This window comes from Streptomyces sp. PL-25 (genome assembly GCF_058344915.1).
The window spans coordinates 2,377,473-2,394,117 of the sequence record NZ_CP136997.1 but is presented as its reverse complement, the minus strand read 5'-3'; the positions used below and the strand labels follow the sequence as shown (position 1 = coordinate 2,394,117).

Annotated in this window: 10 protein-coding genes and 2 tRNA genes; 9 read left to right on the top strand and 3 right to left on the bottom strand. The window is 71.3% G+C overall.

What is annotated here, in order from left to right; translation table 11 throughout:
• Positions 1-37: 37 nt before the first annotated feature.
• A complete protein-coding gene (gene eccCa / locus R4Z62_RS10620; protein ID WP_491519660.1) occupies positions 38-4,015 on the top strand; it encodes a type VII secretion protein EccCa in 3,978 nt (1,325 codons plus the stop codon).
• Between the two features lie 7 nt (positions 4,016-4,022).
• Positions 4,023-5,453, top strand: a complete 1,431-nt coding sequence (locus R4Z62_RS10615) for a DUF6177 family protein (protein WP_064533148.1) — start codon at positions 4,023-4,025, stop codon at positions 5,451-5,453.
• A 22-nt stretch (positions 5,454-5,475) separates the two neighbouring features.
• On the opposite strand, the gene R4Z62_RS10610 is transcribed toward R4Z62_RS10615, so the two are convergent.
• Positions 5,476-6,732, bottom strand: a complete 1,257-nt coding sequence (locus R4Z62_RS10610; protein WP_491519659.1) for an acyltransferase family protein — start codon at positions 6,730-6,732, stop codon at positions 5,476-5,478.
• A gap of 462 nt (positions 6,733-7,194) precedes the next feature.
• Between R4Z62_RS10610 and R4Z62_RS10605 the strand changes: the two genes are divergently transcribed.
• Positions 7,195-7,389 carry a hypothetical protein gene (locus R4Z62_RS10605; protein ID WP_382848595.1) on the top strand — a complete coding sequence of 65 codons (195 nt, stop codon included), beginning with the start codon at positions 7,195-7,197 and terminating at the stop codon, positions 7,387-7,389.
• Positions 7,390-7,512: 123 nt separating this feature from the next.
• Here the strand turns inward: R4Z62_RS10605 and R4Z62_RS10600 are convergent.
• A tRNA-Gly gene (locus tag R4Z62_RS10600) sits at positions 7,513-7,586 on the bottom strand.
• Positions 7,587-7,999: 413 nt separating this feature from the next.
• Between R4Z62_RS10600 and R4Z62_RS10595 the strand changes: the two genes are divergently transcribed.
• The 5 genes from R4Z62_RS10595 to clpX all read left to right on the top strand — a co-directional run bounded on the left by R4Z62_RS10595 (position 8,000) and on the right by clpX (position 12,753).
• Positions 8,000-8,076 (top strand) — tRNA-Pro (locus tag R4Z62_RS10595).
• A gap of 200 nt (positions 8,077-8,276) precedes the next feature.
• Positions 8,277-9,662 (top strand): trigger factor, encoded by a 1,386-nt coding sequence (gene tig, locus R4Z62_RS10590; protein ID WP_382848594.1) that lies wholly within the window; start codon positions 8,277-8,279, stop codon positions 9,660-9,662.
• Positions 9,663-9,938: 276 nt separating this feature from the next.
• Positions 9,939-10,544, top strand: a complete 606-nt coding sequence (locus R4Z62_RS10585; protein ID WP_026253037.1) for an ATP-dependent Clp protease proteolytic subunit — start codon at positions 9,939-9,941, stop codon at positions 10,542-10,544.
• A gap of 56 nt (positions 10,545-10,600) precedes the next feature.
• The gene (locus R4Z62_RS10580) at positions 10,601-11,299 is read left to right on the top strand and encodes an ATP-dependent Clp protease proteolytic subunit (RefSeq protein WP_064533146.1); all 699 of its coding nucleotides are present in this window, start codon (positions 10,601-10,603) and stop codon (positions 11,297-11,299) included.
• A 167-nt stretch (positions 11,300-11,466) separates the two neighbouring features.
• Positions 11,467-12,753 carry an ATP-dependent Clp protease ATP-binding subunit ClpX gene (gene clpX, locus R4Z62_RS10575; RefSeq protein ID WP_018570823.1) on the top strand — a complete coding sequence of 429 codons (1,287 nt, stop codon included), beginning with the start codon at positions 11,467-11,469 and terminating at the stop codon, positions 12,751-12,753.
• An 83-nt stretch (positions 12,754-12,836) separates the two neighbouring features.
• Here clpX and R4Z62_RS10570 read toward each other — a convergent pair whose 3' ends face one another.
• Entirely contained in the window at positions 12,837-13,835 is a 999-nt protein-coding gene (locus R4Z62_RS10570) for a hypothetical protein (protein ID WP_491519658.1), read from the bottom strand.
• Between the two features lie 136 nt (positions 13,836-13,971).
• Between R4Z62_RS10570 and R4Z62_RS10565 the strand changes: the two genes are divergently transcribed.
• Complete coding sequence (locus tag R4Z62_RS10565; protein WP_064533144.1) at positions 13,972-16,596, top strand: valine--tRNA ligase; 2,625 nt, start codon at positions 13,972-13,974, stop codon at positions 16,594-16,596.
• The last annotated feature ends 49 nt before the right edge of the window (positions 16,597-16,645 follow it).

Here is a 16,645-nt window from a genome sequence, read left to right as displayed (position 1 = left end):
TAGCCGAAGGGCACTTGAGGACGACGAGGCACCCACGATGAGCACCCGACTGATCCACCGGCCCGCCCGGACCACCCGGCCCGCGGCGGCCCCCGAACCGCGCACCATAGAGGCGCCGCCCAACCTGCCCGAGGGCAAGGCCGGTTCCATCGCGACCTCGCTGCTGCCGGTGGCCGGTGTGATGTCCTCCGTCGTGATGATGACGGTCGTGCGCAACAGCCAGTTCGCCGGTCTGGGCGCGATCATCCTCGTCGTCACCCTGGCCGGTTCGATGACGCTGGTCTTCTCCCAGCGCGGCAAGGCCCAGCGCACCCGCCGCACCCAGCGCGAGGCGTACCTCGCCTATCTGGAGGACCTGCGCGAGGAACTGTCCGGGGAGGAGCGCGAGCGGCGCGAACGCGCCCAGGTGCTCAACCCGCCGCCGGACGCCCTCTACGACATCGTGCGCGACCCGGCCCGGCTGTGGGAGCGGCGCCGCGTGGACGGGGACTTCCTGCGGGTGCGGGTCGGCACCGGCGAGATGCCCGTACGGGACCTGAAGGTGGCCCAGCAGGGCTCCTCCGTGCTCACCCCGCCCGACCAGTTCATGCTGAACGAGGCGTCCGCGCTGATGTCCCGCTTCAGCAGCGGCACCGAACTGCCGCTCACCGTCCCGCTCGACCGGGTCGGCAACATCAGCGTCATCGGCCGCCGCGAGGACACCCTGCGGGTGGCCCGCGCCCTGATGGTGCAGACCGCCGCCACCCACGCCCCCGACGACGTCGCCATGGCGCTGGCCGCCCCCGGCGACCGGATCGCCGACTGGGAATGGGCCAAGTGGCTGCCGCATCTGCTCGACCCCGAGCAGTTCGACGGGCCCGTCGCCGCCCGTCGCATCGCGCCCTCGCTGCCCCAGCTCGCCCGGCAGACCGGCCCCGAGCTGCGCCGCCGCGCCTCCTACGCCGCCGAGGTGCGGCGCGGACTGTCCGGCCCGGACGCCCTGGCCATGACCTCCCGGCTGCTCGTGGTCGCCGACGGGCACGGCGCCGACGCCGTCGAACTGCCGCGCCCCGACGACGCGGTGGGCCTGCGCGAGATGAGCGTCACCGTGCTGCACCTGCTCGACGAACGCGTCCAGGAGCCCGGCAGCGTCGGCGTGCGCATCACCGTCGACGGGGACCGCGTCCTCATCGAGGACCTGCGCGAGGCCGAACCAATCAGCGCCCACGGCACCGTCGACGAGGTCGGCGTGCCCTTCGCCGAGGGCCTGGCCCGGATGCTCGCCCCGCTGAGGCTGTCCGCCGAGTCCATGGTCGACGCCCCGCTGACCGGGCCCGTCGACTTCGCCGAACTCCTCGGCATCGACGACGTCGCCCGCCTCGACCTGGACCGGCTGTGGGCGCCGCGCGGCGAACGCGCCTTCCTGCGCGTCCCGATCGGCGTCAGCGACGCCCACGAGCCGGTCCTGCTCGACCTCAAGGAGTCCTCCGAGCTGGGCATGGGCCCGCACGGGCTGTGCGTCGGCGCCACCGGCTCCGGCAAGTCCGAGCTGCTGCGCACCCTGGTGCTCGCCCTGGTCGCCACCCACCCGCCGGACGACCTCGCGCTCGTCCTCGTCGACTACAAGGGCGGCGCGACCTTCGCCCCGTTCGCCGACCTGCCGCACGTCGCCGGAGTCATCACCAACCTGGAGAACCAGGCCGGTCTCGTCGAACGCGTCCACGCCTCCCTCGCCGGTGAGGTCAAGCGCCGCCAGCAGGTCCTCAAGGACGCCGGGAACGTCGCCGACATCGGGCACTACGCCGCCCTGCGCGCCGAGAAGCGCCCCGACCTCGAACCGCTGCCGCACCTGTTCGTCGTCATCGACGAGTTCGGCGAACTCCTCACCGCCAAGCCCGACTTCATCGACCTGTTCCTGTCCATCGGCCGGATCGGCCGGTCCATCGGCGTGCACCTGCTGCTGTCCAGCCAGCGCATCGAGGGCGGCAAGCTCAAGGGCCTGGACACCTATCTGTCCTACCGGCTCGGCCTGCGCACCTTCTCCGCCGACGAGTCCCGTACGGTCCTGGACACCACCGACGCCTTCCACCTGCCCCCGCTGCCCGGCTTCGGCTACCTCAAGGTCGACACCAGCCACTACGAGCGGTTCAAGGCGAGCTATGTGTCCGGCGCCTACCGCGGCCCGGTGGAGCGCGAGACCGAGGACACCGGGCCGCTGGCCCTGGAGTACGCGGCGTACAACACCCTCGGCCAGGACGAGTCCGCCGGGGCCGAGGAACCGCAGATGCGGCGCCGCGAGACCGGACCCACCGAGATGGGCGTCCTGGTCCAGCAGATCGAGGACGCCGGCGCCCGCACCGTACGCCGGATCTGGCTGCCCCCGCTGCCCGACGCCGTCGCCCTCGACCAGGTCGCCGGACCCGTCGAGGTGGGCGCGCGCGGCATGCAGCTCGCCGGGCGGCGCGGGCCGCTCCGGGTGCCGCTCGGCCTCCTGGACGACCCGACCAAGCAGTGGCAGGGCCAGTGGTACCTGGACCTCACCGTCGCGGGCGGCCACGCCGCCGTCATCGGCGGCCCCCAGTCCGGCAAGACCACCCTGCTGCGCACCCTCGCCCTGTCCCTGGCGCTCACCCACACCCCGCAGGAGGTCGGCGTCTACGGCCTCGACCTGGTCGGCGGCGGCCTCCAGGCGCTGGCCGGACTGCCGCACGTCGGCGGTGTCGCCGGCCGCGCCGACCGCGAGCGCGCCGCCCGCACCATCGACTCGGTGCGCGGCATGCTCGACCAGCGCGAGGAACTGTTCCGCGTCCACAACATCGACTCCCTGGAGCAGCTGCGCACCCTGCGCGCCGCGGGCCGGCTGCCCGAGCTGGCCTCCACCGAGATCGTGCTGCTCATCGACGGCTTCGGCGCGCTGCGCGACGACTTCGAGGACCTGGACGACGCGGTCGTCGACATCCTCAAGCGCGGCAGCGGCTACGGCATCCACGTGGTCGCGGGCATGCTGCGCTGGAACGACGTGCGGATCGCCACCCAGTCCCAGTTCGGCACCCGCGTCGAACTGCGGCTGAACGACCCCACCGAGTCCAGCATCGACCGCAAGCTCGCCGAGACCCTCTCCCCGGAGGAGAAGGGCCGCGTCCTCACCGACGGCAAGCTCTTCGCACAGGTCGCGCTGCCCCGCACCGACGGCCTCGGCGACAGAGCCGAACTCGGCGCCGTCCTGGAGCGCACGGCCCGTACCGTCCGCGCCACCTGGACCGGCGAGGTCGCCCAGCCCGTCCGGGTGCTGCCGCACCTGCTGGAACCGCAGCTGCTGCCCGGCCCGGCCGCCGAGCCGCGCCGGGTGCCCATCGGCCTGGACCAGACGAAGCTGGCGCCGGTCCCGCTGGACCTGTTCGCGCACGACCAGCACCTGATGATCATGGGCGACAGCGAGTGCGGCAAGACCAACCTGCTCAAGGTGGTCGTCGAGGGCCTGATCGAACGCCACGGCGACGACGAGCTGGTCTTCGGCGTCTTCGACCCGCGCCGCGGACTGCGCGGCGCCGTCCCCGAGGAGTACCGCGGCGGCTACGCCTACAACGCCAAGCTGGCCGGTGCGCTGGCCCAGGGCATCGCGGGCGAACTGGACAAGCGGCTGCCCGACGAGAGCGCCGACCCCGCCGACCTGGAGCCCGGCAGCTGGGGCTCGGGCCCGCGCATCGTGATCCTCGTCGACGACTACGACGTCCTGACCACCGCGGGACAGCAGCCGCTCGCCCCCTTCGTGCCGTACATCCCCTCCGCCGTCGACATCGGCCTGCACTTCGTCCTCACCCGCCGGGTCGCGGGCGCCTCGCGCGGCCTGTACGAACCGCTGCTCCAGGGGCTGCGCGAATCCGGCTCCACGGCGCTGGTGATGTCCGGCGACCGCAGCGAGGGCCAGCTCTTCCCCGGCGTGTACGCGAGCCAGCAGCCGCCCGGCCGCGGCGTGCTGGTGCGCAGGGGCGAGCCGAACCGGCTGATCCAGACCGTCTACGCCGGGAACAGGTGAACCAGCCATGACCAAGGACGTCGTCACCCTCACCCAGAAGATGCCCGATCCGCTGAGCGTGATCGCGGGCCTGCTCTCCGGCGGCCCGGACAAGCTGGTCGGCGCCGAGGACGGGGGCGCCGTGGTGCGCCTGTGCGACGAGCAGGGCCGCCCGCTCATGACCGTGGAGGCGCCGCTGCTCGTCCAGGTCAGGGGCGAGGCGCAGCGGCTGCTCGGCGCGAGCGAGCCCGAGGTGCCGTACTGGTGGACCGAGGCCCGCGCCACCACCGGCGTCAAGGAGGGCGAGGAGCTGGCCGGCGCCTTCGCGGCCCGGCTCGCCACCCTCGTCGGCGGCACCGCCTGGCCGCCCCGGGCCGCCCGCTCGCTGGCCGTGGTGAAGACGGACGGGGTGAGCGCCGTCCCGGTGCCCGCCGCGGCCCAGCCCGCCGTGGACGTCCTCACCGACAAGGTCGCCGTGGTCATCCAGGACCGGCCCGTGGTCGCCCTGTCCGCCTGGCTCGCCGACGCCTTCCGCGCGGCGGCCGAGGCCCAGCTCGGCCTCCAGATCGTCACCCCGGCCGGCACCCGGCTCTCCCCGGCGGTCCGCAACGCCCTGCCCGGCTGGCCCTCGCGCTGGGTCGTCCAGGACGAGCGGGACGGCTACTACGACGGTCTGTCCGGCGCCGTACTGGAGTGGAACAACGGCCTGTTCGTGACCGTCGAGTCCCCGCAGGCCACCCCCGAGGACCCGCGCACGCCCCTCGCCGCCGCCTTCACCCGGGACACCGCCGACACCGGCGAACGCCAGCTCGCCGTCTCCTACCGGGCGATCCACCCCGCCGACGACCGGCTCGTCCTCGGCGGCGCCCTGGAGGCCGTCTGGCGCGAGATCACCGGCGAGCCGCCGGCCGGCTGGGGCACCGAGGAACCCGCCAACCTGCCGTGGTCGCTGCGCCAGTTCACCGACGTCGCCCACGAACGGGCCCCCGCGCCGACCTGGTTCGTGGTCGTCGGCAGCCCCGAACGCCCCGCCCTCGCCACGGTCCGGGTCAGCCGCACCAAGGGCGGCGTCGAGGAGGACGTCACCCTGGCGTTCGGCTTCGGCCCCGGCGAGGAGATCCCCCGGGAAGCGGTGCCGCGCGCCGCCGAGATCCTCGCCACCCGGCACGACCTCCAGTCCATGCTGGTGCAGATCCGCAGGGCCCGCCGCGACCTGTCGGTGCCCCCGCGCTTCGAGGGCCCGGGAGTCCCGTACGCCTTCGTCCTGGGCGCCGAGGAGGTGCGGGCCATGCCCGGCGACCGCGCCCGCAACACCCCGCTCGACCGGCGCCCGCGCGAACTGGGCCCGCGCACCCGTCCGGCGCTGTACTACCCGTTCCCCGGCGATCCGTCCGACCTGTCGGGCTGGCAGCACTTCGAGCGGCTGATGCGGCACCTGAAGGGCGGGCCGCCGGCCTGACGCCGGGCGCGGGGCGGACGGCTCAGCGGACCAGCGCGGTGCCGCGCCCGGAGGCACCGGAGGCACCGGCGGCACCGGCGGCACCGGCGGTGCCGGTGGGACCGCTGCCGCTGTCGCTGCCGCCCGGCCGCCCGCTGCCCCGGCCGTCCGCCGTCCCGGTCCCGGCGGTGTCCCGGCGGAAGGCCCAGTCCATCCGCGGCTCCACGACGCACCGGAAGACGCCGCGCACCGGCCGGGTGCACAGCAGCGTGACCCCGCCCGCCGCGACCACGGTGACCACGAGCGCGCCGAGCGGCCGGTGCAGCCACGCCGTCTCGAACCAGCCCGCGTACAGCACGCCCTTGATCACGAAACCGTGCAGCAGATAGCCGTACAGCGTGCCCGTGCCGAGGGCGGTGCACCACATCCGGCGCCCCGGCACCAGCGCCAGGAAGCAGCCGGTCAGCAGCACGGACCCGGCGAACAGCAGCAGCACCATCACCGGCCCGGCCCACCAGGGCGCGCCCAGGTCCTGCGCGGCGCCGTTGCGGTAGACCCAGGCGGTGTTCAGGTCCGGCACGGTCCACCAGCCGGCCACGAGCGCCACCGCGAACACCGGGACCGCCACCAGCCGTGCCGCACGGCGGCGCACCAGCCGGAAGTGCTCGGGCCGCAGGCAGAGCCCCAGCACGAAGCAGGGCAGGAACTGGAGCACACGCGGCAGGTCGAGCGAGCCGCCCATGGCCGGTGACACCGACGCCAGCACCGCGATCCCGAGGGCCACCGGCAGGGGATGGCGCACCAGCTTCCACACCGGCGCCGTCACCCGCCAGATGAACAGCGCGCACAAGAACCAGGTCAGGTACCACGGTTCGAGAAGGCTGATCGCGTGGTCGCCGGAACGCCCGACGAGGACCCGGAAGAGTGAATACGCCGTCTCGAAGACGACGTAGGGCACGACGACCCCGGTGATCAGCCGTTTCAGCCGGCTCGGCCGCAGATCGAAATCGCGGGAGAAGAAGCCGGAGATGATGACGAACGCCGGCATGTGGAAGGTGTACACGACGTTGTACGCGCCTTCGAGGAACCGGTTGCCGCTCATGACCGGCGCCCAGGAATGCCCCAACGCCACCAGCACGATGGCCAGATACTTCGCATTGTCGAAGAACGGATCGCGCTGCTTTCCGGACCGCCCGGCGCCGTCACCGGGTCTGTGCGGCACCGGAGCGGCGGGGTCCGGCGCCTGTGCCGGGGGAAGGGGTGTTCTGCTCTGGCCGGGGGAGGAGGCAGCGTGGAACATCTCAGGCACCTTAGCGTCGTCCGTGCGCGATTCGCGGAACCTCCGTCGGCGATCCCGGCTCTGCGCGGCGGCTGCCCCGGATTCGCCCGGGAATACCAGTCCTGCGGGGTGTCGCCCACCACAGGACGACGGGTGCGAGAACCCTCGATGTCGGGATTGTTCAGGACGAGTTGACGCGCGGCGCACCGCCCGGCGACATCAATTCGAATTACCGGCGAACGAAATGTGCAGACATCGAAACGGAAACCTCCGGCATTTCGGCGGCCGCCCCGCCGGTCACCGCCCCGCGGCCCCGCGGGGCCCCGGCCCGCACCGCCGTCCTGCGTGCCGCGCGTGTCACAGACCCGGCCGATGATGCGTCAGGCACGGCATAGGCGGCCCGTGTTGGTGGCACGATGGTTCCAGCGGGGGCGCGGACAGGCACCCGGCGGGAGAGCGGACCGATCGAAGGTGTGATCAGTTGTGGCCATTTCACTGTCAGTGGTGCTGATGTTGGCGATCATCCTGGTGGTGCTGCTCCGGGGCGGCTCCATCAAGGCCGGCCCCGCCATCGTCGCCGTGCTCTTCGGCTTCTTCCTCGCCTCCACCGGCATGGCCCCGTCGATCAACCGCTTCATGAACTCGATAGCGGACACGATCAACTCGATCAACTTCTGAGCCGGCGGCCGACCGGTCCGCACGGGGCCGGTCCCTGCCCGCGCCCACCGCACCCCGGCGCACCCGGGAGAACACCTCGGGGCCGGTCCGGGAATCGATCCCCGGACCGGCCCCGAGCCGTCCTGGAGCGGGCGACGGGAATCGAACCCGCGTAGCCAGTTTGGAAGACTGGGGCTCTACCATTGAGCTACGCCCGCACACAACACGCGCCGCCGGTCGGACACCGACCGCGGCACACAGGCATCGTAGCGGGTCGCGCCCCGTCCCCGCACACCCCCTTCCGGGGCGGCCGCGCTTCCGGGGCGGCCGCGCGCGAGCGGGCCGTCCCGAGGGGCGGTGTCCGCGTCCGGCCCGCCCGGCCGGCACCCGGCCGGCCGTACGCGGTGGCCGGGAATCCGCCCCGGCGGAGCAGGTGCCCCGCGCGTCCGGCGGCCCGTGTCCCCGCCCGCCGCCCTCCACGGGTACGTACGGCGTATACGTACCCCGTCCGCGCGCCGGGTGAGCGGGTGGGCGCGGTGGGTGAGCCGCCTGCCGGGGGAAGGCGGCCCGGCGGGCGGGAAATGCGGCGGCCGTACTGCCTGCGGGCATGTACCCTACGTGTCGCACCAGACGGGGTGTGGCGCAGCTTGGTAGCGCGTCCGCTTTGGGAGCGGAAGGCCGTGGGTTCAAATCCCGCCACCCCGACCACTCGCCGGCCGCAGGTCGGCGCCACCTCATGTGATTCCCGTGATCGCCTTTTGGGGCGCTGAGCGGCTGCGGTTACTATGCAAGCTGCGCGCCCGTGTGTCCGGCCCAAGTGGGCCTGCGAACTCCTCCGGGCGGCTAATCCGCCGGACCCCCTCTGGCTCCGGCGAAACCAAAGAAGTCAGCCACAAGGAGACCGAACCGTGAAGAGCGCCGTGGAGACCCTGAACCCGACTCGGGTTCGGCTCACTGTCGAGGTGCCCTTCGAGGAGCTCAAGGACAGCCTCGACGCGGCGTACAAGAAGATCAACCAGCAGGTCACGGTGAAGGGCTTCCGCAAGGGCAAGATCCCGGCCCGGGTCATCGACCAGCGGTTCGGCCGCGGTGCGGTTCTGGAGGAGGCGGTCAACGACGCGCTTCCGAAGTTCTACACCGACGCGGTCAACGAGGCCGAGCTGACCCCGCTGGGCCAGCCCGAGGTCGACATCACGGAGCTGAAGGACGGCGAGACGCTGAACTTCACCGCCGAGGTCGACATCCGCCCGGCCATCGAGATCCCGGACTACTCCGGCATCGAGGTCGAGGTCGACGCGGTCGAGGTGACCGACGAGGACGTCGACAAGGCCGTCGAGCAGCTGCGCGAGCGCTTCGCCTCGACCAGCCCGGTCGAGCGGGCCGCCGAGGACGGCGACGTCGTCACCATCGACCTGGAGGCCAAGGTCGACGGCGAGGTGCTGGAGGACGGCATCGCCGACGGCGTCTCCTACACCATCGGCTCCGGTGAGCTGCTGGACGGCATCGACGACGCCGTGAAGGGCGTGGAGGCCGGTGGCGAGGCCACCTTCACCTCCGAGCTGAAGGGCGGCTCCGCGGCGGGCAAGGAGGCCGAGGTCACCGTCAAGGTCACCCAGGTCGCCGCCCGCGAACTGCCCGCGCTGGACGACGACTTCGCGCAGCTCGCCTCGGAGTTCGACACCCTCGACGAGGTCCGGGCCGACAGCCGCAAGCGCCTGGAGAGCATGAAGCAGTACGACCAGGCCACGCAGGCCCAGGAGCGCGTGCTGGACAAGCTGCTCGAGCTGGTCGAGATCCCGGTCCCCGAGAAGCTCCTCGAGGACGAGATCAACACCCGCAAGCACAACCTGGAGCACCACCAGCTCGGCCAGATGGGTCTGACCCTCGACAAGTACCTGGAGATCCAGGGCAAGACCGCCGAGGAGTTCGAGACCGAGACCCGTGAGGCCGCGGTCAAGGGCATCAAGACCCAGTTCGTCCTGGACGAGCTGGTCAACAAGGAGAAGCTCAACGTCAGCCAGGAAGAGCTGACCGAGCACCTCATGCGCCGCGCCGCCTCCTCCGGCATGTCGCCCGACCAGTTCGCGCAGGCGGTCGTCCAGAACAACCAGGTCCCGCTGCTGGTCGGCGAGGTCGCCCGCGGCAAGGCCCTGGCCGTCGTGGTCGAGGCCGCGACCGTGAAGGACACCAACGGCGAGGTCGTCGACCTGGAGGACGAGGAGGACGAGTCCGCCGAGGGCGAGACCGCCGAGGCCGCCGCCGAGGGCGAGGGCGAGGAGAAGGCCGAGGCCTGATCCGCGCGGCGTCCCCGACGTACGTACGATGGGCCCTGGGGCATGTTCCCCAGGGCCCGTCGTCACACCTGGCCACCCCCGCCCCACGGGCCCCGGACTACGCCCCCGGCGAACACTCCCCTTCGCGGGATTCCCCGAAGGGGCCCGCGCGTTAGGGTCCATGAATACGAGGGCAGGGGAGTCCCCGGAACCGGCCGGACGGCCCACGCCCCGGCAGTACACGTGAGACGGCCCGGCGCCGTCGTAAGACGAGCAGGTGGATACGTGACGAATCTGATGCCCTCCGCCGCCGGCGAGCCCTCCATCGGTGGTGGCCTCGGCGACCAGGTCTACAACCGGCTGCTCGGCGAGCGGATCATCTTCCTCGGCCAGCCGGTGGACGACGACATCGCCAACAAGATCACCGCACAGCTGCTGCTCCTTGCCGCGGACCCGGACAAGGACATCTTCCTCTACATCAACAGCCCCGGCGGTTCGATCACGGCCGGCATGGCGATCTACGACACCATGCAGTACATCAAGAACGACGTGGTGACCATCGCCATGGGCCTGGCGGCCTCCATGGGCCAGTTCCTGCTCAGCGCCGGCACGCCCGGCAAGCGCTTCGCCCTGCCGAACGCGGAGATCCTGATCCACCAGCCCTCCGCCGGCCTGGCCGGTTCGGCCTCGGACATCAAGATCCACGCCGAGCGGCTGCTGCACACCAAGAAGCGCATGGCCGAGCTGACCTCGCACCACACCGGGCAGACGGTCGAGCAGATCACCCGCGACTCCGACCGCGACCGCTGGTTCGACGCCCACGAGGCCAAGGAGTACGGCCTCATCGACGACGTCATCACGCACGCCGCCGGCATGCCGGGCGGCGGTGGCACCGGGGCCTGAGCCGAGCAGCCCAGCCAGCCCCCAGCCGACCGTCCAGCCCCTTTCCAGGAGACACCGTGAACGTTTTCCCCGGCAGCGGCATCCACAGCCCGAAGGGCGTGGGAGGTGCCCCCAGCGCCGAGTACACCGGCCCCAGGGCCGAGTCCCGCTACGTCATCCCGCGCTTCGTCGAGCGCACCTCGCAGGGCGTCCGCGAGTACGACCCGTACGCGAAGCTCTTCGAGGAGCGCGTGATCTTCCTCGGCGTCCAGATCGACGACGCCTCCGCCAACGACGTCATGGCGCAGCTGCTGTGCCTGGAGTCGATGGACCCCGACCGGGACATCTCGATCTACATCAACAGCCCCGGCGGTTCCTTCACCGCGCTGACGGCCATCTACGACACGATGCAGTTCGTCAAGCCCGACATCCAGACGGTCTGCATGGGCCAGGCGGCCTCCGCCGCCGCGGTCCTGCTGGCCGCCGGCACCCCGGGCAAGCGCATGGCCCTGCCGAACGCCCGCGTGCTGATCCACCAGCCCTACAGCGAGACCGGCCGCGGCCAGGTCTCCGACCTGGAGATCGCCGCCAACGAGATCCTCCGGATGCGTGCGCAGCTGGAGGAGATGCTGGCCAAGCACTCCACCACGCCGATCGAGAAGATCCGCGAGGACATCGAGCGCGACAAGATCCTCACGGCCGAGGAGGCCCTGTCGTACGGGCTGATCGACCAGATCATCTCCACCCGGAAGCTGAACAACGAAGCCGTCCGCTGACGCGGAAGCCGTACCCCTCGCCGCCCTCCGGCACGGTCACGTCGAAGTGAACCGTGCCAAGGGGGGCCCGGACGGGGGGCCCGGCAAGGTACCGTCGACATAAGGCAGCACCAGGAGTCGCTGGACGAGCGCGTCCAGGCGGCCCCCAGGCGAAGGGGAAGCACACCGTGGCACGCATCGGTGACGGCGGCGATCTGCTCAAGTGCTCGTTCTGCGGCAAGAGCCAGAAGCAGGTCAAGAAGCTCATCGCAGGGCCCGGTGTGTACATCTGCGACGAGTGCATCGATCTCTGCAACGAGATCATCGAGGAAGAGCTCGCCGAGACGAGCGAGGTGCGCTGGGAGGAACTGCCCAAGCCCCGCGAGATCTACGAGTTCCTCGACGGCTATGTGGTCGGCCAGGAGGCGGCCAAGAAGGCCCTCTCCGTCGCGGTGTACAACCACTACAAGCGGGTCCAGGCCGGGGAGAACGGCGGCGGCCAGGGCCGCGAGGACGCCATCGAGCTGGCCAAGTCCAACATCCTCCTGCTCGGCCCCACCGGGTCCGGCAAGACCCTCCTGGCCCAGACCCTGGCCCGCATGCTCAACGTCCCGTTCGCCATCGCGGACGCCACGGCGCTGACCGAGGCGGGGTATGTGGGCGAGGACGTCGAGAACATCCTCCTGAAGCTGATCCAGGCCGCCGACTACGACGTCAAGAAGGCCGAGACCGGGATCATCTACATCGACGAGATCGACAAGGTCGCCCGGAAGAGCGAGAACCCGTCGATCACCCGGGACGTCTCCGGCGAGGGCGTGCAGCAGGCCCTGCTGAAGATCCTGGAGGGCACCACGGCGTCGGTCCCGCCGCAGGGCGGCCGCAAGCACCCGCACCAGGAGTTCATCCAGATCGACACGACGAACGTGCTGTTCATCGTGGGCGGTGCCTTCGCCGGCCTGGAGAAGATCATCGAGGGCCGCGCGGGTGCCAAGGGCATCGGCTTCGGCGCCACGATCCGCTCCAAGCGGGAGCTGGAGGCCAAGGACCAGTTCGAGGACGTCATGCCCGAGGACCTGGTCAAGTTCGGCATGATCCCCGAGTTCATCGGGCGCCTCCCCGTCATCACCTCGGTCCACAACCTCGACCGCGAAGCCCTGCTGAAGATCCTCGTCGAGCCGCGCAACGCGCTGGTGAAGCAGTACCAGCGGCTCTTCGAACTCGACGGTGTGGAGCTCGACTTCGAGCGCGAGGCGCTGGAGGCCATCGCCGACCAGGCCATCCTCCGCCAGACCGGCGCGCGCGGCCTGCGCGCCATCATGGAGGAGGTCCTCCAGGGCGTGATGTACGAGGTCCCGTCCCGCAAGGACGTCGCCCGCGTCGTCATCACCGCCGACGTGGTCCTCTCCAACGTCAACCCCACCCTGATCCCCCGCGACGCCCGCGGCCGGGGGCCGGGGGAGCAGAAGACGGCGTAGCCGCCCTTCGCCACCGCATACGGAAGGGGCCCCGGTCACTGGACCGGGGCCCCTTCCGTATGCGCCGAACGCGCGAGCGCGGGTCAGATCTTGACCCGGACCTCCTTGCGGAGCTTCGCGGTGGTCTCGGCGGCGGCCGACGGCTCGGTGGCCTTGCCCGACAGGATGTCGGCCATGTCCATCGGGATGACGAAGCCGAGCGTGCTGTGGTCGCCCCAGACGCAGACCGTCATGTTCAGGATCTTCGGCGCACCGGTGTCCTTCTCGGAGGAGTTGTCTATCTTCGCCTGCTGGCACTTGAGGACCGCGCCGTCGAGCCCGGCGGGCGAGTACGCCTTCGGCTCGCCGACCAGGGTGGTGTCCGCGTCGTCGCCGTCCTTCTTGCCGGACTCCGACTTCATGTGGGCGAACATCGCGTCCACGGTCTTCGCGGGGTCGTCGATGGTGCCGTAGACGCCGTTGAACTGGAGCTGCTTCATGGCCAGCGGCGCGCTCTTGTCGCCGGACTGGTAGCTGGCGCCGATGTCCTTGGGGTTGTGCACACCCCACTTCTCGGCGTCCTTCATGTCGTCCTTCGACATGGTGCCGCTCTCGCCGTCGGACTTGGCGTAGTTCCCGAGCACCGTCGCCGGCGTCACCAGCTTGTGCGGGCCGTCGTCGGCCACCGAGCCGCTGCCGCCGCTCCCGCCGATCAGGAAGTACGCGCCCACCGCGATCGCCGCCACGACCGCGACCGCCCCGATGATCACCGCCGTCTTCTTGCCGCCTCCGCCGCCACCGCCGGCCGGGGGCTGGGGCATCCCGCCGTAAGGGGGCTGCTGGCCGTACTGCGGCTGCTGCTGCCCGTACGGGCCCGGCTGCTGGGGCTGCTGCGGGTAGCCGTAGCCCGGCTGGGGCTGCGGGGCCTGCTGCGGGTAGCCGTAACCCGGCTGGGGCTGCTGCGGCGGTGTCTGCTGGGGGTAGCCGTAGCCGGGCTGCGCGGGCGGCGCCTGCGGCGGCTGCTGGCCGTAGGGGCCCGGCTGTCCGTACGGTCCGGGCTGCTGGGGCTGCCCGCCGTACGGGCCCGGCTGGTTGTAGCTCATTCCTGGGTTCCCCTCCAGATGCTTATGCGTACCTGACATCCTGGCCCAGCCGGACGCGGCCCAGGCCACCGGGGTGCGCACCGTTACAGAACAAATGCGGTTCGGGACACGGCCGTGACGCCTCTAAACTGGGCGCGTGACCGAGAACGCTCAGCAGCAGCCACCAGCGCCCGACACCGAACTGCCGACCCAGTACGCGCCGGCCGATGTAGAGGGGCCGCTGTACGAGCGCTGGGTGGAGCGGGGTTACTTCGAGGCGGACGAGAAGAGCGACAAGCCGCCCTTCACCGTCGTCATCCCGCCGCCGAACGTCACGGGCAGCCTCCACCTGGGCCACGCCTTCGAGCACACGCTCATCGACGCCCTCACCCGCCGCAAGCGCATGCAGGGCCACGAGACGCTGTGGCAGCCCGGCATGGACCACGCCGGCATCGCCACGCAGAACGTGGTCGAGCGCGAGCTGGCCAAGGAGGGCAAGTCCCGCCACGACCTGGGCCGCGAGGCGTTCGTCGAGCGCGTCTGGCAGTGGAAGGGCGAGTCCGGCGGCCAGATCTCCGGCCAGATGCGCCGCCTGGGCGACGGCGTCGCCTGGTCCCGTGAGCGCTTCACCATGGACGAGGGCCTGTCCCAGGCCGTCCAGACCATCTTCAAGCGGCTCTACGACGACGAGCTGATCTACCGCGCCGAGCGCATCATCAACTGGTGCCCGCGCTGTCTGACCGCGATCTCCGACATCGAGGTCGAGTACCAGGACGACGACGGCGAGCTGGTCTCGATGACGTACGGCGAGGGAGACGACACCATCGTCGTCGCCACCACCCGTGCCGAGACGATGCTCGGTGACACCGCCGTCGCCGTCCACCCCGACGACGAGCGGTACAAGCACCTGGTCGGCAAGCTGATCAGGCTGCCGCTGACCGACCGCTCCATCCCGGTCGTCGCCGACGAGCACGTCGACCCCGAGTTCGGCACGGGCGCCGTCAAGGTCACCCCGGCCCACGACCCGAACGACTTCGAGATCGGCCGCCGCCACGACCTGCCGTCCATCACCGTCATGGACGAGCACGCCGTCATCACCGCCCCCGGGCCCTTCCAGGGCCTGGACCGTCTGGAGGCCCGCTCCGCCATCGTCGGCGCGCTGCGCGCCGAGGGCCGGATCGTCGCCGAGAAGCGCCCCTACGTCCACTCCGTCGGGCACTGCTCGCGCTGCAAGACCACGGTCGAGCCGCGCCTGTCCATGCAGTGGTGGGTCAAGGTCGGCCCGCTGGCCGAGGCGGCCGGTGACGCGGTCCGCGAGGGCAAGGTCACCATCCATCCGCAGGAGATGGAGAAGCGGTACTTCGACTGGGTCGACAACCTCCACGACTGGTGCATCTCGCGGCAGTTGTGGTGGGGCCACCGCATCCCGGTCTGGTACGGCCCGGACGGCGAGACCGTCTGCGTCGGCCCCGGCGAGGAGCCGCCGTCCGGCGAGGGCTGGCACCAGGAGACCGACGTCCTGGACACCTGGTTCTCCTCCGGCCTGTGGCCGTTCTCCACGCTCGGCTGGCCCGAGCGGACCGAGTCGCTCGCGAAGTTCTACCCGAACTCCGTCCTGGTCACCGGCTACGACATCCTCTTCTTCTGGGTCGCCCGGATGATGATGTTCGGCCTGTACGCGATGGACGGCACCCCGCCGTTCCACACCATCGCCCTGCACGGCATGGTCCGCGACCAGTTCGGCAAGAAGATGTCGAAGTCCTTCGGCAACGCGGTCAACCCGCTGGACTGGATGGACAAGTACGGCTCCGACGCGCTCCGCTTCACCCTGGCGCGCGGCGCCAACCCGGGCGTCGACGTCCCGATCGGCGAGGACTGGGTCCAGGGCTCGCGCAACTTCGCCAACAAGATCTGGAACGCCACCCGCTTCGCGCTGATGAACGGCGCGACGGTGGAGGGCCCGCTGCCGGAGCCGTCGGCGATGTCGGCGACCGACCGCTGGATCCTGTCCCGGCTCAACTCGGTCGTCGCCGAAGTCGACGCGTACTACGACGACTTCCAGTTCGCCAAGCTGTCCGACGCGCTGTTCCACTTCGCCTGGGACGAGGTCTTCGACTGGTACGTCGAGCTGTCCAAGACCACCTTCCAGGCGGGCGGCGAGGCCGCCGAGGTCTCCAAGCGGGTCCTGGGCGAGGTCCTGGACGTCACGCTGCGGCTGCTGCACCCGGTCGTCCCCTTCGTCACCGAGACGCTGTGGACGACCCTCACCGGCGGCGAGTCGGTCGTCATCGCCGCCTGGCCGGCCGACAGCGGCTTCCGGGACGCGGACGCCGAGCGGGAGATCGAGACGCTCCAGACGGTCATCACCGAGGTCCGCCGCTTCCGCGCCGACCAGGGCCTCCAGCCGGGCCAGCGGGTCCCGGCCCGGCTGACCCTGGACGGCACGGCGCTCGCCGCGCACGAGGCCGCCGTCCGTCAGTTGCTGCGGCTCCAGCCGGAGGGCGAGGCGTTCACCGCCACGGCCACCCTGCCGGTCGCCGGGGCCGAGGTCGCCCTCGACCTGTCGGGCACCATCGACGTCGCCGCCGAGCGCAAGCGGCTCGCCAAGGACCTGGCCGCCGCCGAGAAGGAGAAGGCCCAGGCGAACGGCAAGCTCGGCAACGAGGCGTTCCTGTCGAAGGCACCCGAAAAGGTGATCGACGGCATCCGCGCCCGGCTCGCCAAGGCCGAGGAGGACATCGCCCGCATCACCGCCCAGCTGGAGCGGCTGCCGCAGGCGTGACGTCCCGTACGCCCGAAGGCCCCGGAGTCCCTGAGACCCCGGGGCCTTC